The 16,856-nt window shown below is 66.5% G+C and carries 21 protein-coding genes; 10 read left to right on the forward strand and 11 right to left on the reverse strand.

From position 1 onward, the window contains the following. Positions 1 to 126: 126 nt before the first annotated feature. Complete coding sequence (locus NDI56_RS06205) at positions 127 to 705, reverse strand: NADPH-dependent FMN reductase (protein ID WP_310918572.1); 579 nt, start codon at positions 703 to 705, stop codon at positions 127 to 129. Positions 706 to 824: 119 nt separating this feature from the next. On the opposite strand from NDI56_RS06205, the gene NDI56_RS06210 reads away from it, so the two are divergent. The 3 genes from NDI56_RS06210 (at position 825) to NDI56_RS06220 (ending at position 3,619) form a co-directional block, all read left to right on the forward strand. Next, a complete protein-coding gene (locus NDI56_RS06210; protein ID WP_310918573.1) occupies positions 825 to 1,361 on the forward strand; it encodes a hypothetical protein in 537 nt (178 codons plus the stop codon). A 99-nt stretch (positions 1,362 to 1,460) separates the two neighbouring features. Further along, positions 1,461 to 2,891 (forward strand): APC family permease, encoded by a 1,431-nt coding sequence (locus NDI56_RS06215; protein WP_310918574.1) that lies wholly within the window; start codon positions 1,461 to 1,463, stop codon positions 2,889 to 2,891. Positions 2,892 to 2,893: 2 nt separating this feature from the next. Continuing rightward, the gene (locus NDI56_RS06220; RefSeq protein ID WP_310918575.1) at positions 2,894 to 3,619 is read left to right on the forward strand and encodes a universal stress protein; all 726 of its coding nucleotides are present in this window, start codon (positions 2,894 to 2,896) and stop codon (positions 3,617 to 3,619) included. Between the two features lie 5 nt (positions 3,620 to 3,624). Here NDI56_RS06220 and NDI56_RS06225 read toward each other — a convergent pair whose 3' ends face one another. Further along, positions 3,625 to 4,548, reverse strand: a complete 924-nt coding sequence (locus tag NDI56_RS06225) for an HhH-GPD family protein (RefSeq protein WP_310918576.1) — start codon at positions 4,546 to 4,548, stop codon at positions 3,625 to 3,627. Positions 4,549 to 4,721: 173 nt separating this feature from the next. On the opposite strand from NDI56_RS06225, the gene NDI56_RS06230 reads away from it, so the two are divergent. Next, on the forward strand, positions 4,722 to 5,051 hold the full coding sequence (locus tag NDI56_RS06230) for a ribbon-helix-helix protein (RefSeq protein ID WP_310918577.1): 330 nt from the start codon (positions 4,722 to 4,724) through the stop codon (positions 5,049 to 5,051). On the opposite strand, the gene NDI56_RS06235 is transcribed toward NDI56_RS06230, so the two are convergent. Beyond that, on the reverse strand, positions 5,048 to 6,316 hold the full coding sequence (locus NDI56_RS06235) for an MgtC/SapB family protein (protein ID WP_310918578.1): 1,269 nt from the start codon (positions 6,314 to 6,316) through the stop codon (positions 5,048 to 5,050). The two genes, NDI56_RS06230 and NDI56_RS06235, sit on opposite strands and share 4 nt — an antisense overlap. Positions 6,317 to 6,396: 80 nt before the next feature. On the opposite strand from NDI56_RS06235, the gene NDI56_RS06240 reads away from it, so the two are divergent. Then, positions 6,397 to 7,644: an AI-2E family transporter gene (locus NDI56_RS06240; RefSeq protein WP_310918579.1), complete on the forward strand. Its 1,248-nt coding sequence runs from the start codon at positions 6,397 to 6,399 to the stop codon at positions 7,642 to 7,644. On the opposite strand, the gene NDI56_RS06245 is transcribed toward NDI56_RS06240, so the two are convergent. Further along, positions 7,641 to 7,928 carry a PadR family transcriptional regulator gene (locus tag NDI56_RS06245; RefSeq protein WP_310918580.1) on the reverse strand — a complete coding sequence of 96 codons (288 nt, stop codon included), beginning with the start codon at positions 7,926 to 7,928 and terminating at the stop codon, positions 7,641 to 7,643. The two genes, NDI56_RS06240 and NDI56_RS06245, sit on opposite strands and share 4 nt — an antisense overlap. Positions 7,929 to 8,175: 247 nt before the next feature. Between NDI56_RS06245 and NDI56_RS06250 the strand changes: the two genes are divergently transcribed. Further along, the gene (locus NDI56_RS06250) at positions 8,176 to 8,331 is read left to right on the forward strand and encodes an amphi-Trp domain-containing protein (protein ID WP_310918581.1); all 156 of its coding nucleotides are present in this window, start codon (positions 8,176 to 8,178) and stop codon (positions 8,329 to 8,331) included. A 19-nt stretch (positions 8,332 to 8,350) separates the two neighbouring features. Then, the gene (locus NDI56_RS21695; RefSeq protein WP_335342704.1) at positions 8,351 to 8,413 is read left to right on the forward strand and encodes a hypothetical protein; all 63 of its coding nucleotides are present in this window, start codon (positions 8,351 to 8,353) and stop codon (positions 8,411 to 8,413) included. A gap of 370 nt (positions 8,414 to 8,783) precedes the next feature. Here the strand turns inward: NDI56_RS21695 and NDI56_RS06255 are convergent, their stop codons facing one another. Both NDI56_RS06255 and NDI56_RS06260 read right to left on the reverse strand, forming a co-directional pair. After that, on the reverse strand, positions 8,784 to 9,071 hold the full coding sequence (locus NDI56_RS06255) for a chorismate mutase (protein WP_310918582.1): 288 nt from the start codon (positions 9,069 to 9,071) through the stop codon (positions 8,784 to 8,786). After that, on the reverse strand, positions 9,068 to 9,940 hold the full coding sequence (locus NDI56_RS06260) for a shikimate kinase (protein WP_310918583.1): 873 nt from the start codon (positions 9,938 to 9,940) through the stop codon (positions 9,068 to 9,070). The genes NDI56_RS06255 and NDI56_RS06260 overlap by 4 nt, the downstream gene beginning before the upstream one ends. A gap of 93 nt (positions 9,941 to 10,033) precedes the next feature. Here NDI56_RS06260 and NDI56_RS06265 point away from each other — a divergent pair, with 93 nt between their 5' ends. Further along, positions 10,034 to 10,462: a DUF5796 family protein gene (locus tag NDI56_RS06265; RefSeq protein ID WP_310918584.1), complete on the forward strand. Its 429-nt coding sequence runs from the start codon at positions 10,034 to 10,036 to the stop codon at positions 10,460 to 10,462. A 124-nt stretch (positions 10,463 to 10,586) separates the two neighbouring features. Beyond that, the gene (locus tag NDI56_RS06270; RefSeq protein WP_310918585.1) at positions 10,587 to 12,302 is read left to right on the forward strand and encodes a sensor histidine kinase; all 1,716 of its coding nucleotides are present in this window, start codon (positions 10,587 to 10,589) and stop codon (positions 12,300 to 12,302) included. A 78-nt stretch (positions 12,303 to 12,380) separates the two neighbouring features. On the opposite strand, the gene NDI56_RS06275 is transcribed toward NDI56_RS06270, so the two are convergent. Then, positions 12,381 to 12,515, reverse strand: a complete 135-nt coding sequence (locus NDI56_RS06275; RefSeq protein ID WP_310918586.1) for a DUF7128 family protein — start codon at positions 12,513 to 12,515, stop codon at positions 12,381 to 12,383. A gap of 165 nt (positions 12,516 to 12,680) precedes the next feature. Between NDI56_RS06275 and NDI56_RS06280 the strand changes: the two genes are divergently transcribed. Beyond that, positions 12,681 to 14,795, forward strand: coding sequence for an AAA family ATPase (locus NDI56_RS06280; protein WP_310918587.1), 2,115 nt, complete (start codon positions 12,681 to 12,683; stop codon positions 14,793 to 14,795). Positions 14,796 to 15,041: 246 nt separating this feature from the next. Here the strand turns inward: NDI56_RS06280 and NDI56_RS06285 are convergent, their stop codons facing one another. Genes NDI56_RS06285 through NDI56_RS06300 form a run of 4 tightly spaced genes read right to left on the reverse strand, consistent with a single transcriptional unit; the run spans position 15,042 to position 16,835 of the window. Next, on the reverse strand, positions 15,042 to 15,860 hold the full coding sequence (locus tag NDI56_RS06285) for a carbon-nitrogen family hydrolase (protein WP_310918588.1): 819 nt from the start codon (positions 15,858 to 15,860) through the stop codon (positions 15,042 to 15,044). Then, positions 15,857 to 16,288: a CoxG family protein gene (locus tag NDI56_RS06290; RefSeq protein WP_310918589.1), complete on the reverse strand. Its 432-nt coding sequence runs from the start codon at positions 16,286 to 16,288 to the stop codon at positions 15,857 to 15,859. The genes NDI56_RS06285 and NDI56_RS06290 overlap by 4 nt, the downstream gene beginning before the upstream one ends. Before the next feature lie 49 nt (positions 16,289 to 16,337). Then, positions 16,338 to 16,562, reverse strand: coding sequence for a DUF7123 family protein (locus NDI56_RS06295; RefSeq protein WP_166970245.1), 225 nt, complete (start codon positions 16,560 to 16,562; stop codon positions 16,338 to 16,340). A gap of 45 nt (positions 16,563 to 16,607) precedes the next feature. Next, positions 16,608 to 16,835: a DUF7525 family protein gene (locus tag NDI56_RS06300; RefSeq protein WP_310918590.1), complete on the reverse strand. Its 228-nt coding sequence runs from the start codon at positions 16,833 to 16,835 to the stop codon at positions 16,608 to 16,610. Positions 16,836 to 16,856 lie beyond the last annotated feature (21 nt).

The following is a 16,856-nucleotide window of genomic DNA, read 5'->3' on the forward strand; positions in this document are numbered from 1 at the left end:
CGAGGCCGACGCCAACCCCCCGGCACCTTCGGTGCTGACGCTTACGAGTTCGGGCACGAGCCCTACGCCAACCCCCCGGCACCTTCGGTGCTGACGCTTACGAGTTCGGGCACGAGGCCCTCACGGCTAATCGTCAGCACCGACGTTCTCTGTGCTCTCTAGACACGGCGGGTCGGGCTCGATGTTGGCGTACTGGACGGCCTCCTCGCCCAGCCGCGCGACCCGCTCGTCGATGCCCTCGTCGGTAATCGTCCCGTCTTCGACGACGTCGCGGGCTCGCGGCACGGCGGCCTGGTGCGGGATGACCCAGCAGTCGAGCGCGCGACAGACCGACCGGAGGTGTTCGAGAGCCGTGATGGGGAACCCGCCGCCGGCGACGGCCAGCAGGCCGACCGTCTTGTTCTCGAACTCGTCGAAGCCGCAGTAGTCGAGCGCGTTCTTCAGCGGCGCGGAGTACGAGCCGTGGTACACCGGCGTCCCGAGCAGTATCGAGTCGGCCTCGCGAATCCGGCGCCGTACCTCGGGCGCGTCGCCCGCTTCGCGGTCGTCCGCGTCGAAGACGGGGAGGTCGCACTCGCGGAGGTCGAGCAGTTCTGTCGTTCCGCCGGCGTCCGCGGCCGCGTCGAGGGCGCGTTCGACGGCGATGTCGGTGTAGCTCCCGTCGCGCAGGCTGCCGGCGATACCGACGACGTGCGGTCGTGCCATGCGTTGACTCAGACGGCGGCGGGCCAAAGTGGTAGCGGTCGGTCCGGGTGGCTCTCCCAGCGGCGTGGCTACGCTGTCGGAGGCTCACTTTCGTACAGCTGGCGCTCGTAGGACCTCCCATGAGAGAGACGGTTGCGGATTTCCGACCGGACCTCCCCTACCGAATTCGGCATCTGATCGGCCCGTGGCTGACCGGCGTCGCACGGCTGGTCGGCCAGCCGGAGTTCAAGCTCCACCGGTCTGGCTACGCCGGAACGGTCGAGCTACCACGGGACGAGCTCGAACGGGAACTAACCCGGGGCGGCTTCGCGTGGGGGCCAGTCAGCTGGTACCACCAGCCCGCGGTCGGCTCCGACCCGGACGGGAGCTGGACGTTCCGGCGGGCCCCGCTGTCGGACCGACAGCTTCACGTCATCCTCATCGCCCGTGCGCCCGACCGCATCGACGTCTACGCACACTGGGAGTACAGCTGGCTCAGACACCCGATCAAACACGCCAGACAGCTCGGTATCGACCGTGAGGCCGGCTCGGCGACAATGCGCAAGTGGCTCGACAGGCGCGACGTCGACTACGAGTCCAACTCACGGACCCGGCGGAAGGTCGGGCGTGCCGTCCGCCGCGTCGCGGCGCCGCTTCTCGGCCGGGTGACGCCCTGATAGCGGCTGCCCGATGGGGCAGCGTTCCAGCGTCGAAAACCGGGCCCCGCGGAGGGTCCCTACCTCGGTTTTATCCCCGATGTACGGTAACACGTAACTATGGGTGACAAGCCTGTCGGGCCCGAGCCCACCGGCCGGAACGTCGACGGTGAGGCGCCGGTCGAGCAGCCCGAGACTGTCACCGACGAGGCCATCGTTCACGACGAGGAGACGGAACTCGAACGGACCATCGGGCTCGTCGGTGGGCTGGCAATCGGCATCGGGACGATGATCGGGGCCGGTATCTTCGTCTTCCCCGGGCTCGCGGCCAGTACGGCCGGCCCAGCCGCCTCCTTGTCCTTTGCGATTGGGGGTGGTATCGCGCTCCTCGTCGCGCTCCCGACCGCCGAACTGGCGACCGCGATGCCACGGAGCGGCGGCGGCTACTACTTCATCTCCCGGGGTCTGGGAACCGCCGCGGGCGCTATCGTGGGCCTCGGACTGTGGCTGGGCCTGGTGTTTGCCGCCGCGTTCTACCTCGTCGGACTGGGCCACTACGCGACCGCTGTGCTGGCCGAGGCCGGCGTCGAACTGGGCGTCGACCCCGTCGTCGCTATCGGCCTGCTGTTCGGACTGGCACTGACCGCGCTGAGCATCGGCGGGACCGAGAACACCGCCAAGCTCCAGAACGGCGTCGTCGGCGCCCTCCTCGTCGTGCTGACGGTGTTTCTCACGTACGGTGTCCTCGATGCGTTCGGTGCGTTCGGCGGGCAAAACACGCCGGAAGCGTTCTTCTCACAGGGCACCTTCCCGGTGTTGACCACCGCTGCACTCGTCTTTACGTCCTATCTCGGGTTCGCACAGGTCGCGACGGTCGCCGGCGAAATCAAGGACCCGGGTCGGAACCTCCCGCTCGCGATGATCGGCTCGGTCCTCGTCGTCACCGTGTTCTACGTCGTCACCATCTTCGTCGCGACGAGCGCCTTCGGCGCGGACCGGCTGGGCACCTTCGGCGAGACGGCCATGGTCGAGGTCGCCCGGGAGTTTCTGGGGCTGCCCGGTGCGGTCGCGATACTGTTTGCCGGCCTGCTGGCGACCTTCTCCAGCGCCAACGCCTCGATTCTCTCGGCCTCACGGGCCGTCTACGCGTTGAGTCGTGACGCCCTGCTCCCCCGGCGGGCGAGCGAAGTGAACCTCAGGTTCGGAACGCCACACGTCGCCCTGTTCGCGGCCGGCGGACCGATTCTCGTCCTTATCGCGACCGGACGGGTCGAGCTCCTCGCGGAGGTCGCCTCCTTCCTCCACCTCGTCATGTACGGCCTCATCTGTGTCGCGCTGGTGGTGTTGCGCCGACGGAATCCGACCTGGTACACCCCGAGCTACCGGGTCCCCGGCTATCCGGCGGTCCCCGCGGTCGGAGCGGTCGCCAGCTTCGGCCTCATCGCGTTCATGCAGCCGGCCTCCATCGTCGTCGGCGCCGTTCTTATGGTCCTCTCGTATCTCTGGTACCGGTACTACGCGAGCGGTGTCACGTTGAAAGGAGCACTCTGACTATGACAGATCGACCGTGCATACTCGTCCCGATACGCGTCCTCGACGGTGAATCGATCCCCGATGGGGTACCGGAACTCCTGGCGAACGCGTACGTCGTCCTGCTCGGCTACCACGTCGTCCCGGACCAGACCGCGACGGGGCAAGCGAAGATGCAGTTCGAGGAGCGCGCCAACGCGCGACTGGACAAATACGAGTCGATACTCCGAGACGCTGGCGCGACTGTCGAGCGACGGCTGGTGTTCACGCACGACGGCCAGAAGACGCTCGACAGGATAAGCGACGAACACGACTGCCTGGCTGTCCTGGTTCCGAACGGGACCAGACCGCCGGAGGAGGTCCTCGTCGCGGTCCGGGGCACTGCCGGCGTGAGTCGAATCGCGGAGGCGGTCGCCGGACTGTTCAGTTCGACGGACGTCGCCGTGACGCTGTATCACGTCACAGAGACGAACGAGACCGACGACGATATCGAGACGTTCCTGAACGGGGTGAGAGACCGGATGACGGAGCTTGGGATGGACGCGTCGGCCGTCGACACGCGAACCGATACCGAACAGAAACGGCTGGGGGCGATTGCAACGGCGGCCGAGGAGTACGACGCCCTCGTGATGGGTGAATCGGACCCGTCACTGACGACGTTCGTCTTCGGGATGCCGGCCGAGCAGATCGCCGACAGGTTTCACGGGCCGGTGTTCGTGGTCCAGCGCGAGGCGAGCGAGTCGTCCTGAGAGCGCTACGTCCGACTGAGTGTCGCCACGGTCGTCTCGGCGCCGTCCGTGAGTGTTACGAGCCCGTCGGCCTCCAGGTCCGAGAGCAACCCCCGCAGCCACTCCCGGCCGTGCTCGCCGTCGGGCGCGTAGTCGACGCGAATCCGCGGCCCCAGTTCGTCGAGCGCGAGCTCGTCGTATTCGTTGAGCACGCTGATGACCCGCCCCCGCATCTGCCGGCGGGACCCCTCGAACTCGGGCTGGGTCGGCACGTCCGGCGCGGTGAAATCGCCAGTCTGGTAGGCGTGACACCACTCCCGCCACGGGCACTGCGCGCCGTCGCAGTCGGGCGTCTTCTCGCAGGCGACGCCGCCCAGTTCCATGATGGCGTTGTTCCACACCTCGGACTCGCCCGCGGGCATGAGCCGCTGTGCCGTCTCCTCGAAGGCCGCGTCGTCGTCGGGCACGTCGAAGGCCCGGTAGAGCACCCGCTTGACGTTGGTATCGACGACGGCGTTCCCGTTGTTGAACGCGAAGGAAGCGACGGCGTTGGCCGTGTAGGGGCCGACGCCCATCAGCTCCGAGAGGCCGTCGGGGTCACGGGGCCACTCGCCGCCGAACTCGTCGGTCACCTGGCGGGCCGCCTCGTGGAGGTACTTCGCGCGGTTGTTGTACCCCAGAGAGTGGTCCGTCCAGAAGCCGACCACGTCGCCGCGGTCGGCCGCCGCGAGGTCCGCGACTGCGGGCCACCGCTCCAGGAAGTCCTCCCAAGCCGCGACGACGCGGTCGAGCTGGGTCTGCTGGCTCATCACCTCAGAGACGAGAATCCCGTAGGGGTCCTCGGTGCGGCGCCACGGGTAGTCGCGGTGGTCGGCCTCGTACCAGTCGACGAGGGCGTTCTGGACCGATTGTACGTCGTTCGGGAGGTACTCCCCCGACTGGTCGCTCATTGTCGGCCCTTTGGCTCTCCGTGATTTGTGTGTGGTGATTGTAGTCGAGGCGAGCGTGTTCGTTTCCTCCGGGAGGGTCGGGGACAGCCGGAGAGCCTCCCACTCTGGACTCTCGTCGACGGGCACGGACGCTAGTCGCAAGTCCCTTTTACGGGCTGGCCGTTCCGACGGGTATGACCCTCGACGAACTGCAAGACGAGATGCAGGACCGGTACGACGACCTCGACGACGAGCTCTCGGTGTCGCTGGACCGCGAGACCCGCAACGAGCTGTCGATGCTGTCGGTCGCGCTCGACCCCGATGACGCCGACGAACTCGTCCGCCGGGCGATTCACATGCTGTTTCAGTCCACCGTCGAGCGGGGGACCCTCGACTTCCACCTCCGGTCGGGCTACGACTGTACGTACGACGAGTATCTGTCGGGGATGACCTTCGACGAGATGACGGGCGGCAACCAGTTCCCGCAGGCGACGGACAACGACGACCGGCGCTACCAGTTCTAGACGAGGAGGGCGACGGCAAGCAGGCTCGCCCCGCCGAGGACGACGGAGCTCCAGAGGGCGACGCGACCGGCGAAGCTCCGGTCCGGACCCGGGGCCGTCAGCGCCGCTTTGACGACGATACTGGCCGCCGTGGCCAGTAGAATAGCGACCATCGCCGTCGGCTCGTCGATAGCGCCACCGCGGTACAGTAACACGGCCGAGGTGGTCGCGCCCGCGCTCGACACCAGCCCGCTGAGGGCCGACGTGACGTACAGCCCGGCCGTTCCAAAGCGCGCGTTGGCGAAGCCGCCGACGACGACGACGAGCAGGAACACGCCGCCGAAACCGAGCACGTTCCGCAGCGAGAACGGGCTCTTCAGGTCTATCTCGATATCTTCCGACCAGTCGGCGGTGTGGGCCGCCACGGCGACGCTCCCGACGATGACCGCCGCGAGCGGGAGCAGCGGCGACAGCAGGATTCCGCTCTCGACGGTGAAGAGGACGGTAATCAGGAGATTCCGGAGCGCCATCGCGGCGTCGGCGAGCAGGATGGCGGCGACGGCGTAGGACGACGCGGCGGGCTGTTGTCGCACGTGGTCTATCATCGTCCCGACGACCGCCGTCGAGGACGCGAGCCCGCCGAAGAAGCCGGTGACAGCGATGCCCTTGCCGCCGTAGGCCTGCACGATGGCGTAGTTGACGAAGCCGATGCCGGCGACGAACACCACCATCAGCCAGACGACCCGCAGTTCGAGCGAGATGCCGAGTAGATCGCCCGGTAGCGCCACCGGTTCGGCGGGCAACAGCGGGTAGATGACGAAGGCGAGGATGGCGAACTCCGTTCCGGACCGGAGCTCCTGTTTGCTGAGTCCCCACGCGAAGCTGTGGAGTTCGCGTTTCAGGACGAGCAACAGCGACGAGAAGACGGCGACGGTCACTCCTTCGAGGATGTACCCCGCCGCCACCACGGCGCCGACGCCGTAGGCGACCAGCAGCGAGACCGACGTGGTCAGCGAGAGCGTCGCCCGCTCTTGGCGCAGACCCTGGACCGCGAGCAGAATCCCCTGGACGATGACCAGCACCCCGCCGACGACGACCAGGGAGTCGCGTCCAGTGACGGTGAAGACAGCGGCCAGCAAGCTGACCAGCGCGAAGGTCCTGATGCCCGCGGACTTCTGGGACCACTCGCGCTCGAGGCCGAGGAACATCCCGAGCGCCCCTGCAAGCAGGATGCGCAGGACCCCGGTGTCTATCGGATACGTCGCGAGCTGTAGGTATATTGTCACGTTCTCGCTACGCCCCGGAACGGCCTAATACTGCGGGACGACGAGGTAGCTTTTTCAGGTACCCTGTGATAGCCAGATGCATGGCACAGTACGACGTGGATATCAACTGGCCGCGGGCCTTCTGGATCGGGTTTGGCCTCGTGCTGGCAGCCACGTTGCTGTATGTCGTGTACTCCTTTATCGGAACGTTCGTCTTCGGAATATTCCTGTACTACGCGACCCGCCCGCTCTACCGGCGGGTGTATCGCCGGGTCCGACAGCGGTCGGTGGCGGCGCTGCTGTCGCTGTTCCTGCTCGCCCTGCCCGTGCTCGTCCTGCTGTACTACACCATCGCAATCGCCGTACAGGAGTTCAGTCAGTTCGCCGAGACGACCGACCTCGGCCCGTACGCCGCGGCAGTGGAACCGTACATCAACGTCTCCGAAATCGTCCAGAACCCCCAGACGCTGCTATCGGACGCCACCGGTCCCGAGACAGTCGTGACCACGCTCGGGCAGTTCGTCGGCTATCTGGGCGTCATCGGGACCGGCCTTATCCACGCGTTCGTCATGTTCGCGCTGGCGTTCTACCTGCTCCGTGACGGCCCGCGACTCGCCGAGTGGGTGAAGGGCTTTCTCGACCACCGCGGTGTCCTCGACCGGTACTTCCACGAGGTCGACAGGAGCTTCCACAAGGTGTTCTACGGGAACATACTCAACGCCATCGTCACCGGAGCTATCGGTGCACTCGCGTTCAGCGTCGTCGACTTCGTCGCGCCGACGGGGCTCGCGGTCCCGTATCCGGCTCTGACCGGACTGCTCGCGGGGGCCGCGAGCCTCATTCCGATTATCGGGATGAAGATCGTCTACGTCCCGATGGCGCTGTATCTCGCCGTCGACGCGGGGCTGGACGGCGGCGACTGGTGGTTCGTCGCGCTCTTCGTCGGCGTCGCGTTCGTCATCGTGGACACGATTCCGGACCTGGTCGTCAGGCCGTACGTCTCCGGCGGCGGCTCGCTCTCGTTCGGTCCCTTCGGTTCGAGCCGGGCCGAACCCGAGCCCGAGCGCAACACCGGGCTCCACACGGGGACACTCATGTTCGCGTACGTTCTGGGCCCGTTCCTCTTTGGCTGGTACGGGCTCTTTCTGGCTCCGATGATACTGGTGCTCGTCGTCCACTTCGCGCGGTTCGTCCTCCCGGTCATCGTCAGGGGCGAATCCCAACCGAGCACTGTCGACCCGACGAACCTGGTCGGTGAGGAAGTGGGCGACCCGGAGATAGATAGCGCGACAGAGCGGCCACGGGGCGAGGAGGGCGCACCGGCTCCCGGAGCGGAAGACCCCGGCTAGGCGTCCGCTTCGATGTCGACGTACTGGTTCTCCCAGGACCGTCTCGCGTCGAGTTCGCGGCGACCGCGTCGAGTCAGCGTGTAGAAGTTGGTCCGTCGGTCGCGCTGCCCCTTCTCGACGAGTCCCTTATCGACCAGGGTATCGAGGTTCGGATAGAGCCGCCCGTGATGGATCTCCTTCTCGTAGTACGCCTCGAGTTCCTCCTTTATTGCGAGCCCGTGTGGCTCCTCGTGCCCCGAGATAACGTAGAGGAGGTCCCGTTGAAACCCTGTCAGATCGTACATCTTCTGTACCTGTTCACATATAAGGGACCGAACCAGTTAAATATGTCGGATGAAAGAACATCGGCCATCGGATAGTGATACAGAACACTCACAGAGCTCCCGATAAGCCATTCTCTGAGATATAATCCAGCTGGAAGGATACATCAGCTTCTCGTCATACCCCGGACAGTAGCGCCGGTGACAGTATCTATCGTCGTTACCAACTGTTGCTATGCCGGAAGAAACACTGTTGGAGACTGGACAGCTGATGGGACGTGACGCAGTGGCCGAGTACCTCCGTACGCTGGCGGACTCGCTCGAAGCCGACTCCGGCGTGACTCTGCGCGCGGGCGAGCAGTCGGTGACGCTCACCCCGCCGGTGAGGTCGAGTTTGAGGTCAAGGCCGACGCGAAGGGTCGACTGACGGCGACGGGGAACTGAGCATCGAAGTCGAGCTGGAATGGCCGGAAAACGCCGGCCAGAGCGGCAGCTTCTCCATCGAGTAACACCACACTCTGCCGTTTCGAGCGCGGCTATCGCTGTCCGTCGAGTACTTTTCAGCGAAGTAAGTGGAAAGCGGCCGCCGAAAATGCGGCCGCTTGCCGCCCTGAATTGGTCCCCGCTGACGCTTCGGCCCTCCAAGCGAAGCGTCATCGGAAAGAAAGTGAGTGAGTTACTTAAAAGTACCGGCACTCCGGCGATATGGTAGCTACTTGAAACGTATAGGTCACACAGCCGGGCCCCGTATTCAACGGGCTGGTAGACAGGCCAACGCTGCTGACGAGCGTCTCGCGACTGTTCGTGGCGTTCCTTCGACGGTCCGGCAGTCGCCGTGGCTCCGACGCGAGTGGGTGCGGTCGGTAAAACGGACGACGGTCAGCGGTTCTCGCGCTGCTCCACTTTGTTCAGCTCGATGAGGAGCCGGAACGTCGCCTTCACCAGATTGGCGTCGACGTCGAACCGCTCCGCGTTCTCGCCCGCGCGGTCCATGACGGCCTGCTCCTGTGACTCGTCGGTCGTCGGCAGCCCCTGCTCTTCTTTGACCTCTGCGATGGTATCTGCCACGTAGGTTCGCTGGGCTATCTTCTCGACGATTTCGCGGTCGATGGTGCGTATCTCTTCGCGCAGTTCGTCCAGTGACATCTCCTCGGGGTTCGAGCTCATTCTATCTGTGTTCCCTCGGTTTGCGTGGTCGTCAGCAGCGTCTTGCCGGGCCGTTCGTCCCAGTACTCCTTGACCTGTTCCAGCGCCGCGCGCTCGCCGACGGCGGTAAACGAGGGGCCGGTTCCCGACAGCGAGACGCCCTCGACCTGCGAGATACCCTCGACAATCGGTTCGGTGTCGAAGCCAAGCGCCGCACAGAACGCCAGCCCGTTGACCGTCATCGCCCGCTGGTAGTCGCCGTCGAGGGCCAGTTCCTCCACGAGGCGTGCCATGGGCGCGATCTGCCGACAGCGCGTGACGTCCGCGTCGGCGGAGAACGACTGCTCCGGCGGGGTCCACACCAGCACGTCCCAGTCGACGGTCTCGCGTGCGAGGAGGTCGTCACTCTCGTTGTCGGTGACGGTGACGCCGCCGAGCATCGACGCCGACGCGTCGTCGAACGCCCCCGTTATCGTGACGCCCACGTCGCGCGCGGCCATCACGCCCAGTCGCGCCATGTCCTCGCGGGTCATCCGGTCGGTGGCGGAGAGCGCGTCGAGCGTCGCCATCACGGTCGCGTTGGCCGCCGCGCTCGAACTCTTCAGCCCGGAGGCCATCGGCACTTCGCTCTCCGTGCGGACGTGTCCGCCGGAGACGGCCGGCATCCCCACCGCCCCGCCGTGGGCATCGATGACGAACTCGACGCACCGTTCGACGAGGCGGGTGTCCGCGTCCGGCGCGCCGGCGACCTCGCCGGTCACGGCCTCGTTCTCCGTCGACAGCGTCACCGTCGCCGTGGTGTACTCGTCGATAGCGAACGCCGACCCGCGGCCCGTCGCCAGCGCGTTCAGGACCGTCCCCGCGGCCGGCGCGCGTGCTGTGCCTTCCATCGCTCATCTCTCCCGCCCGCCGGTATTTACCATCTGCGGAAACGGCGACCGGGACAACGCGCCGCTTTTGCACTCGGACCCACTACGGCGCCTATGAGCAACCGTTCGGACATCGCGCCCGACACCGTCTCCGTGGAACTCACCGAGGACGGCGTCGCCGTCGAGTATCTCGACGGCCGGACCGCCTTCTATCACGGCGTCCCCACGAAGGCCGAAGAGAGCGTGACGACCGCGCCGGGGAAGGACACGCACGTCCTCATCACCGACAAGACGGAGACCTCGGGCATCCTCGTCTACGTCAACGACCTCCGGACCCACGACGACATCATCAGGGAGAGCGGCGTCGGTCGGGTCATCCTCGACGATGGCGAGGAAGACGAGCTCTTTCCGGGCGTCACGGTCACGGACCACCAGATGCGCGTCGAGGTCACCGTCGACTACGACGTGACCGACGGCCGCGTGTTCGTCTTCGAGGAGGACGAAATGGGCGAGCGGAGCTTCGAGATTGTTGCTGGGGAGTGAGCGATTTGTTCCGGCGAGCGAGCCGTTTTTTGGTCCAGATTTTTGCCGCAAGCGGTGGCCACAGGCCACTCGAAACGTCAGCGAGTGAATATAATTTAAGTTCCCACACGGACATATCGGGGTGATGGCGTATCAGCTGCCACTCGTCTCCGTCGTGATGTTCGCCGCGACGGTGCCCATGGTGGCATCCGCCGCCGTCGCGTGGCGCCATCGCGCGGTCCCGGGCGCGACCGCGTTCGTCGCGTTCGTGTGCTGTGGCGCGCTGTGGGCGGGGTCTTACGGCGGCCAGTTGCTGTTTACCTCCCTCGAAGCACAGCTGTTGTGGACGTACCCCCAGTATCCCGGCGGGCTGTTTACGTCGCTGGCTTTCGGCGTCTTCGCCCTCCACTACACCGGCCGGGACCACTACCTGACTCGCTCCCGACTGGTCGCCCTCCTCATTATCCCCGTTCTCACGTCGGTGCTCGTGTGGATTCCGAGCCTCCGGTGGCTCGTTCGGCAGGACGCGACGATGGTGACAGTCAGCTCTTACGTCGTCGCCGATATCGAGCGCGGCCCGCTGTTTCACGTCTCGGTGGCCTACTGCTATCTCGTCGTGCTCGGCGGGCTCGGGCTGCTCGGCCTGACGGCGGTCAGAACGCGCCGGCTCTATCAGAAGCAGACGGTGCTCATCACCGCCGCCGCGGTCGTCCCGCTGGTGGGCGGGGCCGTCGCGTATCTGTTCGACTTCACCGTCATCGACTACACGCCGGTCGGGCTCTCGGTGTTCGGGGTCGGGGTGGCCGTCGCGCTGACTCGCTACCGACTGCTGGACGTGTCGCCGGTCCCGCGCAACCGTGTCATCGACCGGGTCGACACCGGTATCGTCGTCACCGACGACCGCGACCGCGTCGTCGATATCAACCCCGCGGCCACCAGGGTCGTGGGTAGCACGGACGTCATCGGTCAACGGCTCGGGCGTATCGGAGACGTTGCCGCGGAGATGGCGTCGATGGCCGACGGAACGACCGCCGAGTTGCGTCTGGAGGACGACGACGACGCTACCTACTTCGAGTGCACCAGGTCGACGCTGGCTGCCGAGGGCGGGTTCGGTGACACGCATCTGTACATCCTCACCGAGGTGACGGCCCGACGGCGGCGCGAGCAGGCGCTCGAGGCCAAGAACGACCGACTCGACAGCTTCGCCGAGGTGCTCTCTCACGACCTCCGGAACCCGCTGTCGGTGGCCGCGGGCTCGACCGAGCTGGCCCGCGAGGAGCCCGCCCCGGAACACTTCGACCGGGTGGAGCAGGCCCACGAGCGGATGGACGAGATAATCGGCAACATGCTGACGCTGGCCCGGAGCGGTCAGACGGTCGCCGACCCCGACACCGTCGACCTCGCAACCGTCGCCCGGGAGTCCTGGTCACACGTTTCGACCGAGGACGCCGTCCTCACCGTCGAGGGGACGGCCGATATCACAGCCGACCCGAAGCGTCTGGGGCAGCTGTTCGAGAACCTCTTTCGGAACTGCGTGGAACACGGGTCCACGAGCAGTCGGACTGCGTCCGATGATGCAGTCGAGCACGGTTCGGCGGGCAGTCGGCCCGAATCCGACCACACCGAGCCTGGCGTCTCGGTTCGCGTCGGGACCACCGAGTCGGGGTTTTTTGTCGCCGACGACGGACCTGGTATCCCCGAAGACGAGCGCGAGGAGATCTTCACGCCGGGCGTGTCTTCGGCGGCCGACGGGACCGGTGTCGGACTGGCAATCGTCCGGACAGTCGCCGACGGCCACGAGTGGTCTGTCACCGTCACCGAGAGCGCCGCCGGTGGTGCGCGGTTCGACATCGATGTCTGAACTCGGCGCTCGACAGTCACGCGCTGAGGGAGTCACGGGCGCGGAGGAGACGGGTGTTACCCGAGCCAGCGGACCGGGTCACTGCAGATAGGAGGGGTCCTCGTCGTCGCAGTTCTCCTCGTGTTTTTTCGCGTCCTCCCGGTCGTCGAACATGAGGCCGCAGGTCTCGCACTTGTACCAGGTCATCTCGTCGCGCTCGGTAGAGACCACCATGTGAGACAATCTAACGTCCGAGGGTAAATTGTTTTCGTGGGACAGGTCCGGCTAGCTAGCGGTCGTCGTGTCGCCGTCCACGACTCCTCGTCACTGACACTGATTTCAGTGACAGCTGCGTGACCAACGGGAACCCTCAAGAGGAACGGAGAGCTAGCCGCTGACATGAGCGGGGAACGCGACGGCAGTGTTGAACTCACGGTCGAAGGGGCACACAAGCGCGACGCCGGCCGCGGTATCGCGCGCCTGCCCGAGTCCGTGCGGAGCGAACTCGGCGTGTTGAGCGGCTCCCCCGTCATCATCGAGGGCGAACAGATGACCGTAGTGAAGGTGTGGCCCGGCGACACGGACGGCTCGACGGTCCGCATCGACTCGGACACGCGGGCCAACGCGGGCGTCAACATCGGTGACACCGTCCGGGTCCGGGCCGGCTCCGTGACCGAGGCGGCGGACATCAGCATCCAGCCCATGGAGCCGCTGCCGGGGACAGACGAGTACGCCCACATGGTCCGGACGCGGCTTGTCGACCAGATGGTCCAGGCGGGCGAGCGGACCCACATCGACGGGCTGGGGACGTTCCTCGTCCGGACGACCGAGCCGGACGGCGCGGTGCGAGTGACGCCCCAGACAGCGGTGACTGTCCTGCCGACGATCGACGAACCGGACGACAGCGGCGACACCGGCAGCTCGTCGGTGCCCACACAGACCCAGTCGGCCGACGCGGAGACCGGCGTCAGCTACGAGGACATCGGCGGGTTGGACGACGAACTGGACCACATCCGCGAGATGATAGAGATGCCGCTCTCGGAGCCCCAGCGGTTCCGGGAGCTGGGTATCGACCCGCCCAGCGGCGTTCTGTTGCACGGGCCGCCCGGCACCGGCAAGACGCTCATCGCAAAGGCTGTCGCCAACGAGGTCGACGCCTACTTCGACACCATCTCCGGCCCAGAAATCGTCTCGAAGTACAAGGGCGAGAGTGAGGAGCGACTGCGGGAGGCCTTCGAGCGCGCCGAGGAGAACTCCCCCGCGATCCTCTTCGTCGACGAAATCGACTCCATCGCCGGCTCGCGCGACGAGGACGCGGACATGGAGAACCGCGTGGTCGCCCAGCTCCTGACGCTGATGGACGGGCTCGAAGACCGCGGGCGCGTCGTCGTTATCGGCGCGACCAACCGCGTCGACGCCGTCGACCAGGCGCTGCGACGCGGCGGGCGCTTCGACCGCGAGATCGAGATCGGCGTGCCCGGAGAGGGCGGCCGCCGCGAGATTCTGGACGTCCACACCCGCGAGATGCCTATCGCCGACGACGTCGATCTAGACCGCATCGCCGCCCAGACGCACGGGTTCGTCGGCGCGGACCTGGCGTCGCTGACGACCGAGGCGGCGATGTCCTCCCTGCGAGCCGACCGCGCGGAGAGCGAGGTGACCCAGTCGGACTTCGACGCGGCGCTTGCCCTCGTCGACCCGAGCGCCATGCGGGAGTACGTCGCCGAGTCCCCCGCGGTCTCGTTCGACGACGTGGGCGGGCTCAGCGAGGTCAAGCAGACGCTCACGGAGGCTATCGAGTGGCCGCTGGAATACGGTGAGCTGTTCTCGGCGACCAACACCGACCCGCCAAGTGGTATCCTGCTGTACGGCCCGCCGGGAACCGGCAAGACGCTGCTGGCCCGGGCCGTCGCCGGCGAGAGCGACGTGAACTTCATCCACGTCGCCGGCCCCGAGATTATGGACCGCTACGTCGGCGAGAGCGAGGAGGCCGTCAGGGAGCTGTTCGAGCGCGCCCGACAGACCGCCCCGAGCATCATCTTCCTCGACGAGATCGACGCCATCGCCAGCCACCGCGGACAGGGCAACGAGGTGACCGAGCGGGTCGTCTCACAGCTGCTCGCGGAGCTCGACGGTATCACCGAGAACCCGAACCTCGTCGTGCTCGCGGCGACGAACCGCCGGGACATGATAGACGACGCGCTGCTCCGGCCGGGCCGACTCGAACAGCACGTCGAGGTGCCCGACCCGGACGCCGAGGCTCGCGAGGAGATTCTGTCGGTCCACACCCGCGGGAAACCCCTCGCCGACGACGTGTCGGTCGCGGAGCTGGCAGCCGACTTGGAGGGGGTCTCCGGCGCGGAGCTGGAGGCCGTGGTCCGCGAGGCCTCGATGCTCGCCATCCGCGAGATGGCCGAAGAGATGGGGCCGGCGGAAGCCAGCGAGCGGGCCGACGAGGTGCGTATCACGGGCGCGCACTTCCGGCGTGCGCTGGAGCGGGCACGCGACCGCTGAGGTCGGGACGGGGCGCGCGAGTTACTGTCACCCGACAGATGGTTTGAGATACGGAGCGACGAATAGCGAAAGGCGGCGTCGCTGGCGAGGTGTCGTGAAAGGCTGTCCGGACAGCCTTTGGCGGACGAGCGACGCCGTGTGGCCGAGCAGCGAGACGGGCTAAGTAACCGGCATCGACGTGAAAAGCGCCTTGCCGGCGATAGAGGGTAACGGATGCATGGACAAAAAAGGCGCGGTTGGACCGGGCTAGCCGAGGTCGCCCCGCCTATCGGCGAGCGCCGGGAACTCGGACCGGACGGCCGACACCTTCTCCGGCGTCACCGTCGCGGTGACGAGCGCGGCGTCGTCGTCCGCACTGGCCAGCGTCGTCCCCCACGGGTCGTACACCGTCGAGCGGCCCAGTAGCTCCGCCTCCTCGAACCGGCCGACGCCGTTGGCCGCGGCGACGTAGCACTGGTTCTCGACCGCCCGAGCGCGGGGGAGCAGTCGCCAGTGTTCGACCCGGGGGTAGGGCCACGCGCTCGGGACCAGCACCAGTGTCACGCCGTCGTCGACCAGCCGGCGGTACAGCTCCGGGAACCGGAGGTCGTAACAGGTCGTGACCCCGACGGTAAAGCCCGCGAAATCCACCGTCGGGACGGAGTCGCCGGCCACCAGCAGCTCCGATTCCGCCGAATCGTACCCGAAGAGGTGCTGTTTGCGGTACACCGCCCGGCGCTCCCCCGCTCGGTCGATGAACACGGAAGTGTTTGCCAGACCCTCCGGGGCCGGCACGTCGTGGCCATCGGCCGCCGACAGTTCGAGGTCCTCGACGAAACTGCCGGCCAGCACGGCGATGTCGTGCTCGGCCGCGAGGGACTGCAGCTCGGTGAGCGTCTCCCCGCCTATCCCCTCGGCGCTTCGGGCGTAGGCCTCGAACGCGAAGTAGCCGACCGTGAACAGCTCCGGCAGGACGACGAGCTCACAGCCGTCGGCGGCCGCCCGCTCGACGGCGTCGACTGCCCGGCGCCGGTTGCCCGACAGGTCGGCCGGCTCGACCGCCATCTGGGCGAGTGCGAGCTTCATGCTTCGACTTCGAGATACTCCCTGAGCGCCCGTTCGAGGTTCTGTAGCTCCTCGTCGAGGTTCCGCTTGAAAAAGCGCTCCACGCCGGGTAACTTCCCGTCGACGACGAAGCGGTTCGTCACCCGGGTGCCGCCGTCGTCCGTCAGTTCGAGCTCCTGTTCCCCCTGGACACGCATCACCTTCGAGCGGCCGATAAAACGGACGTACTCCGGTTCGCGTATCTCGACGTCTTCGGTCTCGACCGCGATGGTCCTGTCGACGACGGGTATGGGAAGCGAGATGTGCCAGGTCGCGCGGCCGTCGTCGTGAATCTCCCAGTCTTTCACGACGCTTATCGGTCGGGCACGCTGGTCGGGGTCGCCGATGAACTCCCAGACGCGTTCGGGGCTGGCCGCCACTGTCATCGTTCGTTCGACCCGGACAGTCATATCCTGAATCGGGGGTGCACCCGGATGAATCCACCGACTGGGACGACGGTTAGCTCGTGGTGACGCGCCACGTCGTCGAGCGGGCTCGGCCCCACTTCTCGATGTCTACCTCGTCGGCTTCCTCGGCGAGTCGCGGGAGCCGGGCGCCGACCTGCTTCGAAGAGAGGCCGAGCTGAGAGGCGATGTTCTTCGCGCGGAAATAGCTCTCTCCGCGCGAGACGCTTTCCCGGAGATACTCCAGAATGCGTCGGTCCTCCTCGCTGAAATCGACCATAGTCCAGATACGTGCTGCGCGTTATTAATGGTTGCTTTTAGCACATCAGTCGGCGTAGACGTGAACGGCCACGAGCGCCAGCGAGGCGGCCACTATTGCGACACCGAAGGCCAGACCGCTGTTTGTCAACAGGCCGGCTGTTTCGAGTCCCTGTGCGTCCCGAATCGCGTAGTTGTAGCTGCTGATTGCGGTCATGGCCGCAGCCCCGAGCGCGACGACGCCAAACAGCGCGCCGAGCCCCACACCCATGTCGGAAGCCGACTCAGTTGTCATGGGGACTGGTTCCGCCCTGGC

The sequence above is a fragment of the Halomicroarcula saliterrae genome, from assembly GCF_031624395.1.
Taxonomy (GTDB): Archaea; Halobacteriota; Halobacteria; order Halobacteriales; family Haloarculaceae; genus Haloarcula; species Haloarcula saliterrae.

What these genes read in the sequence shown, in the direction of transcription:
- NDI56_RS06205 (WP_310918572.1), bottom strand. Translation starts at nt 705, where the DNA reads ATGGCACGACCGCACGTCGTCGGTATCGCCGGCAGCCTGCGCGACGGG.
- NDI56_RS06210 (WP_310918573.1), top strand. Translation starts at nt 825, where the DNA reads ATGAGAGAGACGGTTGCGGATTTCCGACCGGACCTCCCCTACCGAATT.
- NDI56_RS06215 (WP_310918574.1), top strand. Translation starts at nt 1,461, where the DNA reads ATGGGTGACAAGCCTGTCGGGCCCGAGCCCACCGGCCGGAACGTCGAC.
- NDI56_RS06220 (WP_310918575.1), top strand. Translation starts at nt 2,894, where the DNA reads ATGACAGATCGACCGTGCATACTCGTCCCGATACGCGTCCTCGACGGT.
- NDI56_RS06225 (WP_310918576.1), bottom strand. Translation starts at nt 4,548, where the DNA reads ATGAGCGACCAGTCGGGGGAGTACCTCCCGAACGACGTACAATCGGTC.
- NDI56_RS06230 (WP_310918577.1), top strand. Translation starts at nt 4,722, where the DNA reads ATGACCCTCGACGAACTGCAAGACGAGATGCAGGACCGGTACGACGAC.
- NDI56_RS06240 (WP_310918579.1), top strand. Translation starts at nt 6,397, where the DNA reads ATGGCACAGTACGACGTGGATATCAACTGGCCGCGGGCCTTCTGGATC.
- NDI56_RS06245 (WP_310918580.1), bottom strand. Translation starts at nt 7,928, where the DNA reads ATGTACGATCTGACAGGGTTTCAACGGGACCTCCTCTACGTTATCTCG.
- NDI56_RS06250 (WP_310918581.1), top strand. Translation starts at nt 8,176, where the DNA reads ATGGGACGTGACGCAGTGGCCGAGTACCTCCGTACGCTGGCGGACTCG.
- NDI56_RS06255 (WP_310918582.1), bottom strand. Translation starts at nt 9,071, where the DNA reads ATGAGCTCGAACCCCGAGGAGATGTCACTGGACGAACTGCGCGAAGAG.
- NDI56_RS06260 (WP_310918583.1), bottom strand. Translation starts at nt 9,940, where the DNA reads ATGGAAGGCACAGCACGCGCGCCGGCCGCGGGGACGGTCCTGAACGCG.
- NDI56_RS06265 (WP_310918584.1), top strand. Translation starts at nt 10,034, where the DNA reads ATGAGCAACCGTTCGGACATCGCGCCCGACACCGTCTCCGTGGAACTC.
- NDI56_RS06270 (WP_310918585.1), top strand. Translation starts at nt 10,587, where the DNA reads ATGGCGTATCAGCTGCCACTCGTCTCCGTCGTGATGTTCGCCGCGACG.
- NDI56_RS06275 (WP_310918586.1), bottom strand. Translation starts at nt 12,515, where the DNA reads ATGGTGGTCTCTACCGAGCGCGACGAGATGACCTGGTACAAGTGCGAG.
- NDI56_RS06280 (WP_310918587.1), top strand. Translation starts at nt 12,681, where the DNA reads ATGAGCGGGGAACGCGACGGCAGTGTTGAACTCACGGTCGAAGGGGCA.
- NDI56_RS06285 (WP_310918588.1), bottom strand. Translation starts at nt 15,860, where the DNA reads ATGAAGCTCGCACTCGCCCAGATGGCGGTCGAGCCGGCCGACCTGTCG.
- NDI56_RS06290 (WP_310918589.1), bottom strand. Translation starts at nt 16,288, where the DNA reads ATGACTGTCCGGGTCGAACGAACGATGACAGTGGCGGCCAGCCCCGAA.
- NDI56_RS06295 (WP_166970245.1), bottom strand. Translation starts at nt 16,562, where the DNA reads ATGGTCGATTTCAGCGAGGAGGACCGACGCATTCTGGAGTATCTCCGG.
- NDI56_RS06300 (WP_310918590.1), bottom strand. Translation starts at nt 16,835, where the DNA reads ATGACAACTGAGTCGGCTTCCGACATGGGTGTGGGGCTCGGCGCGCTG.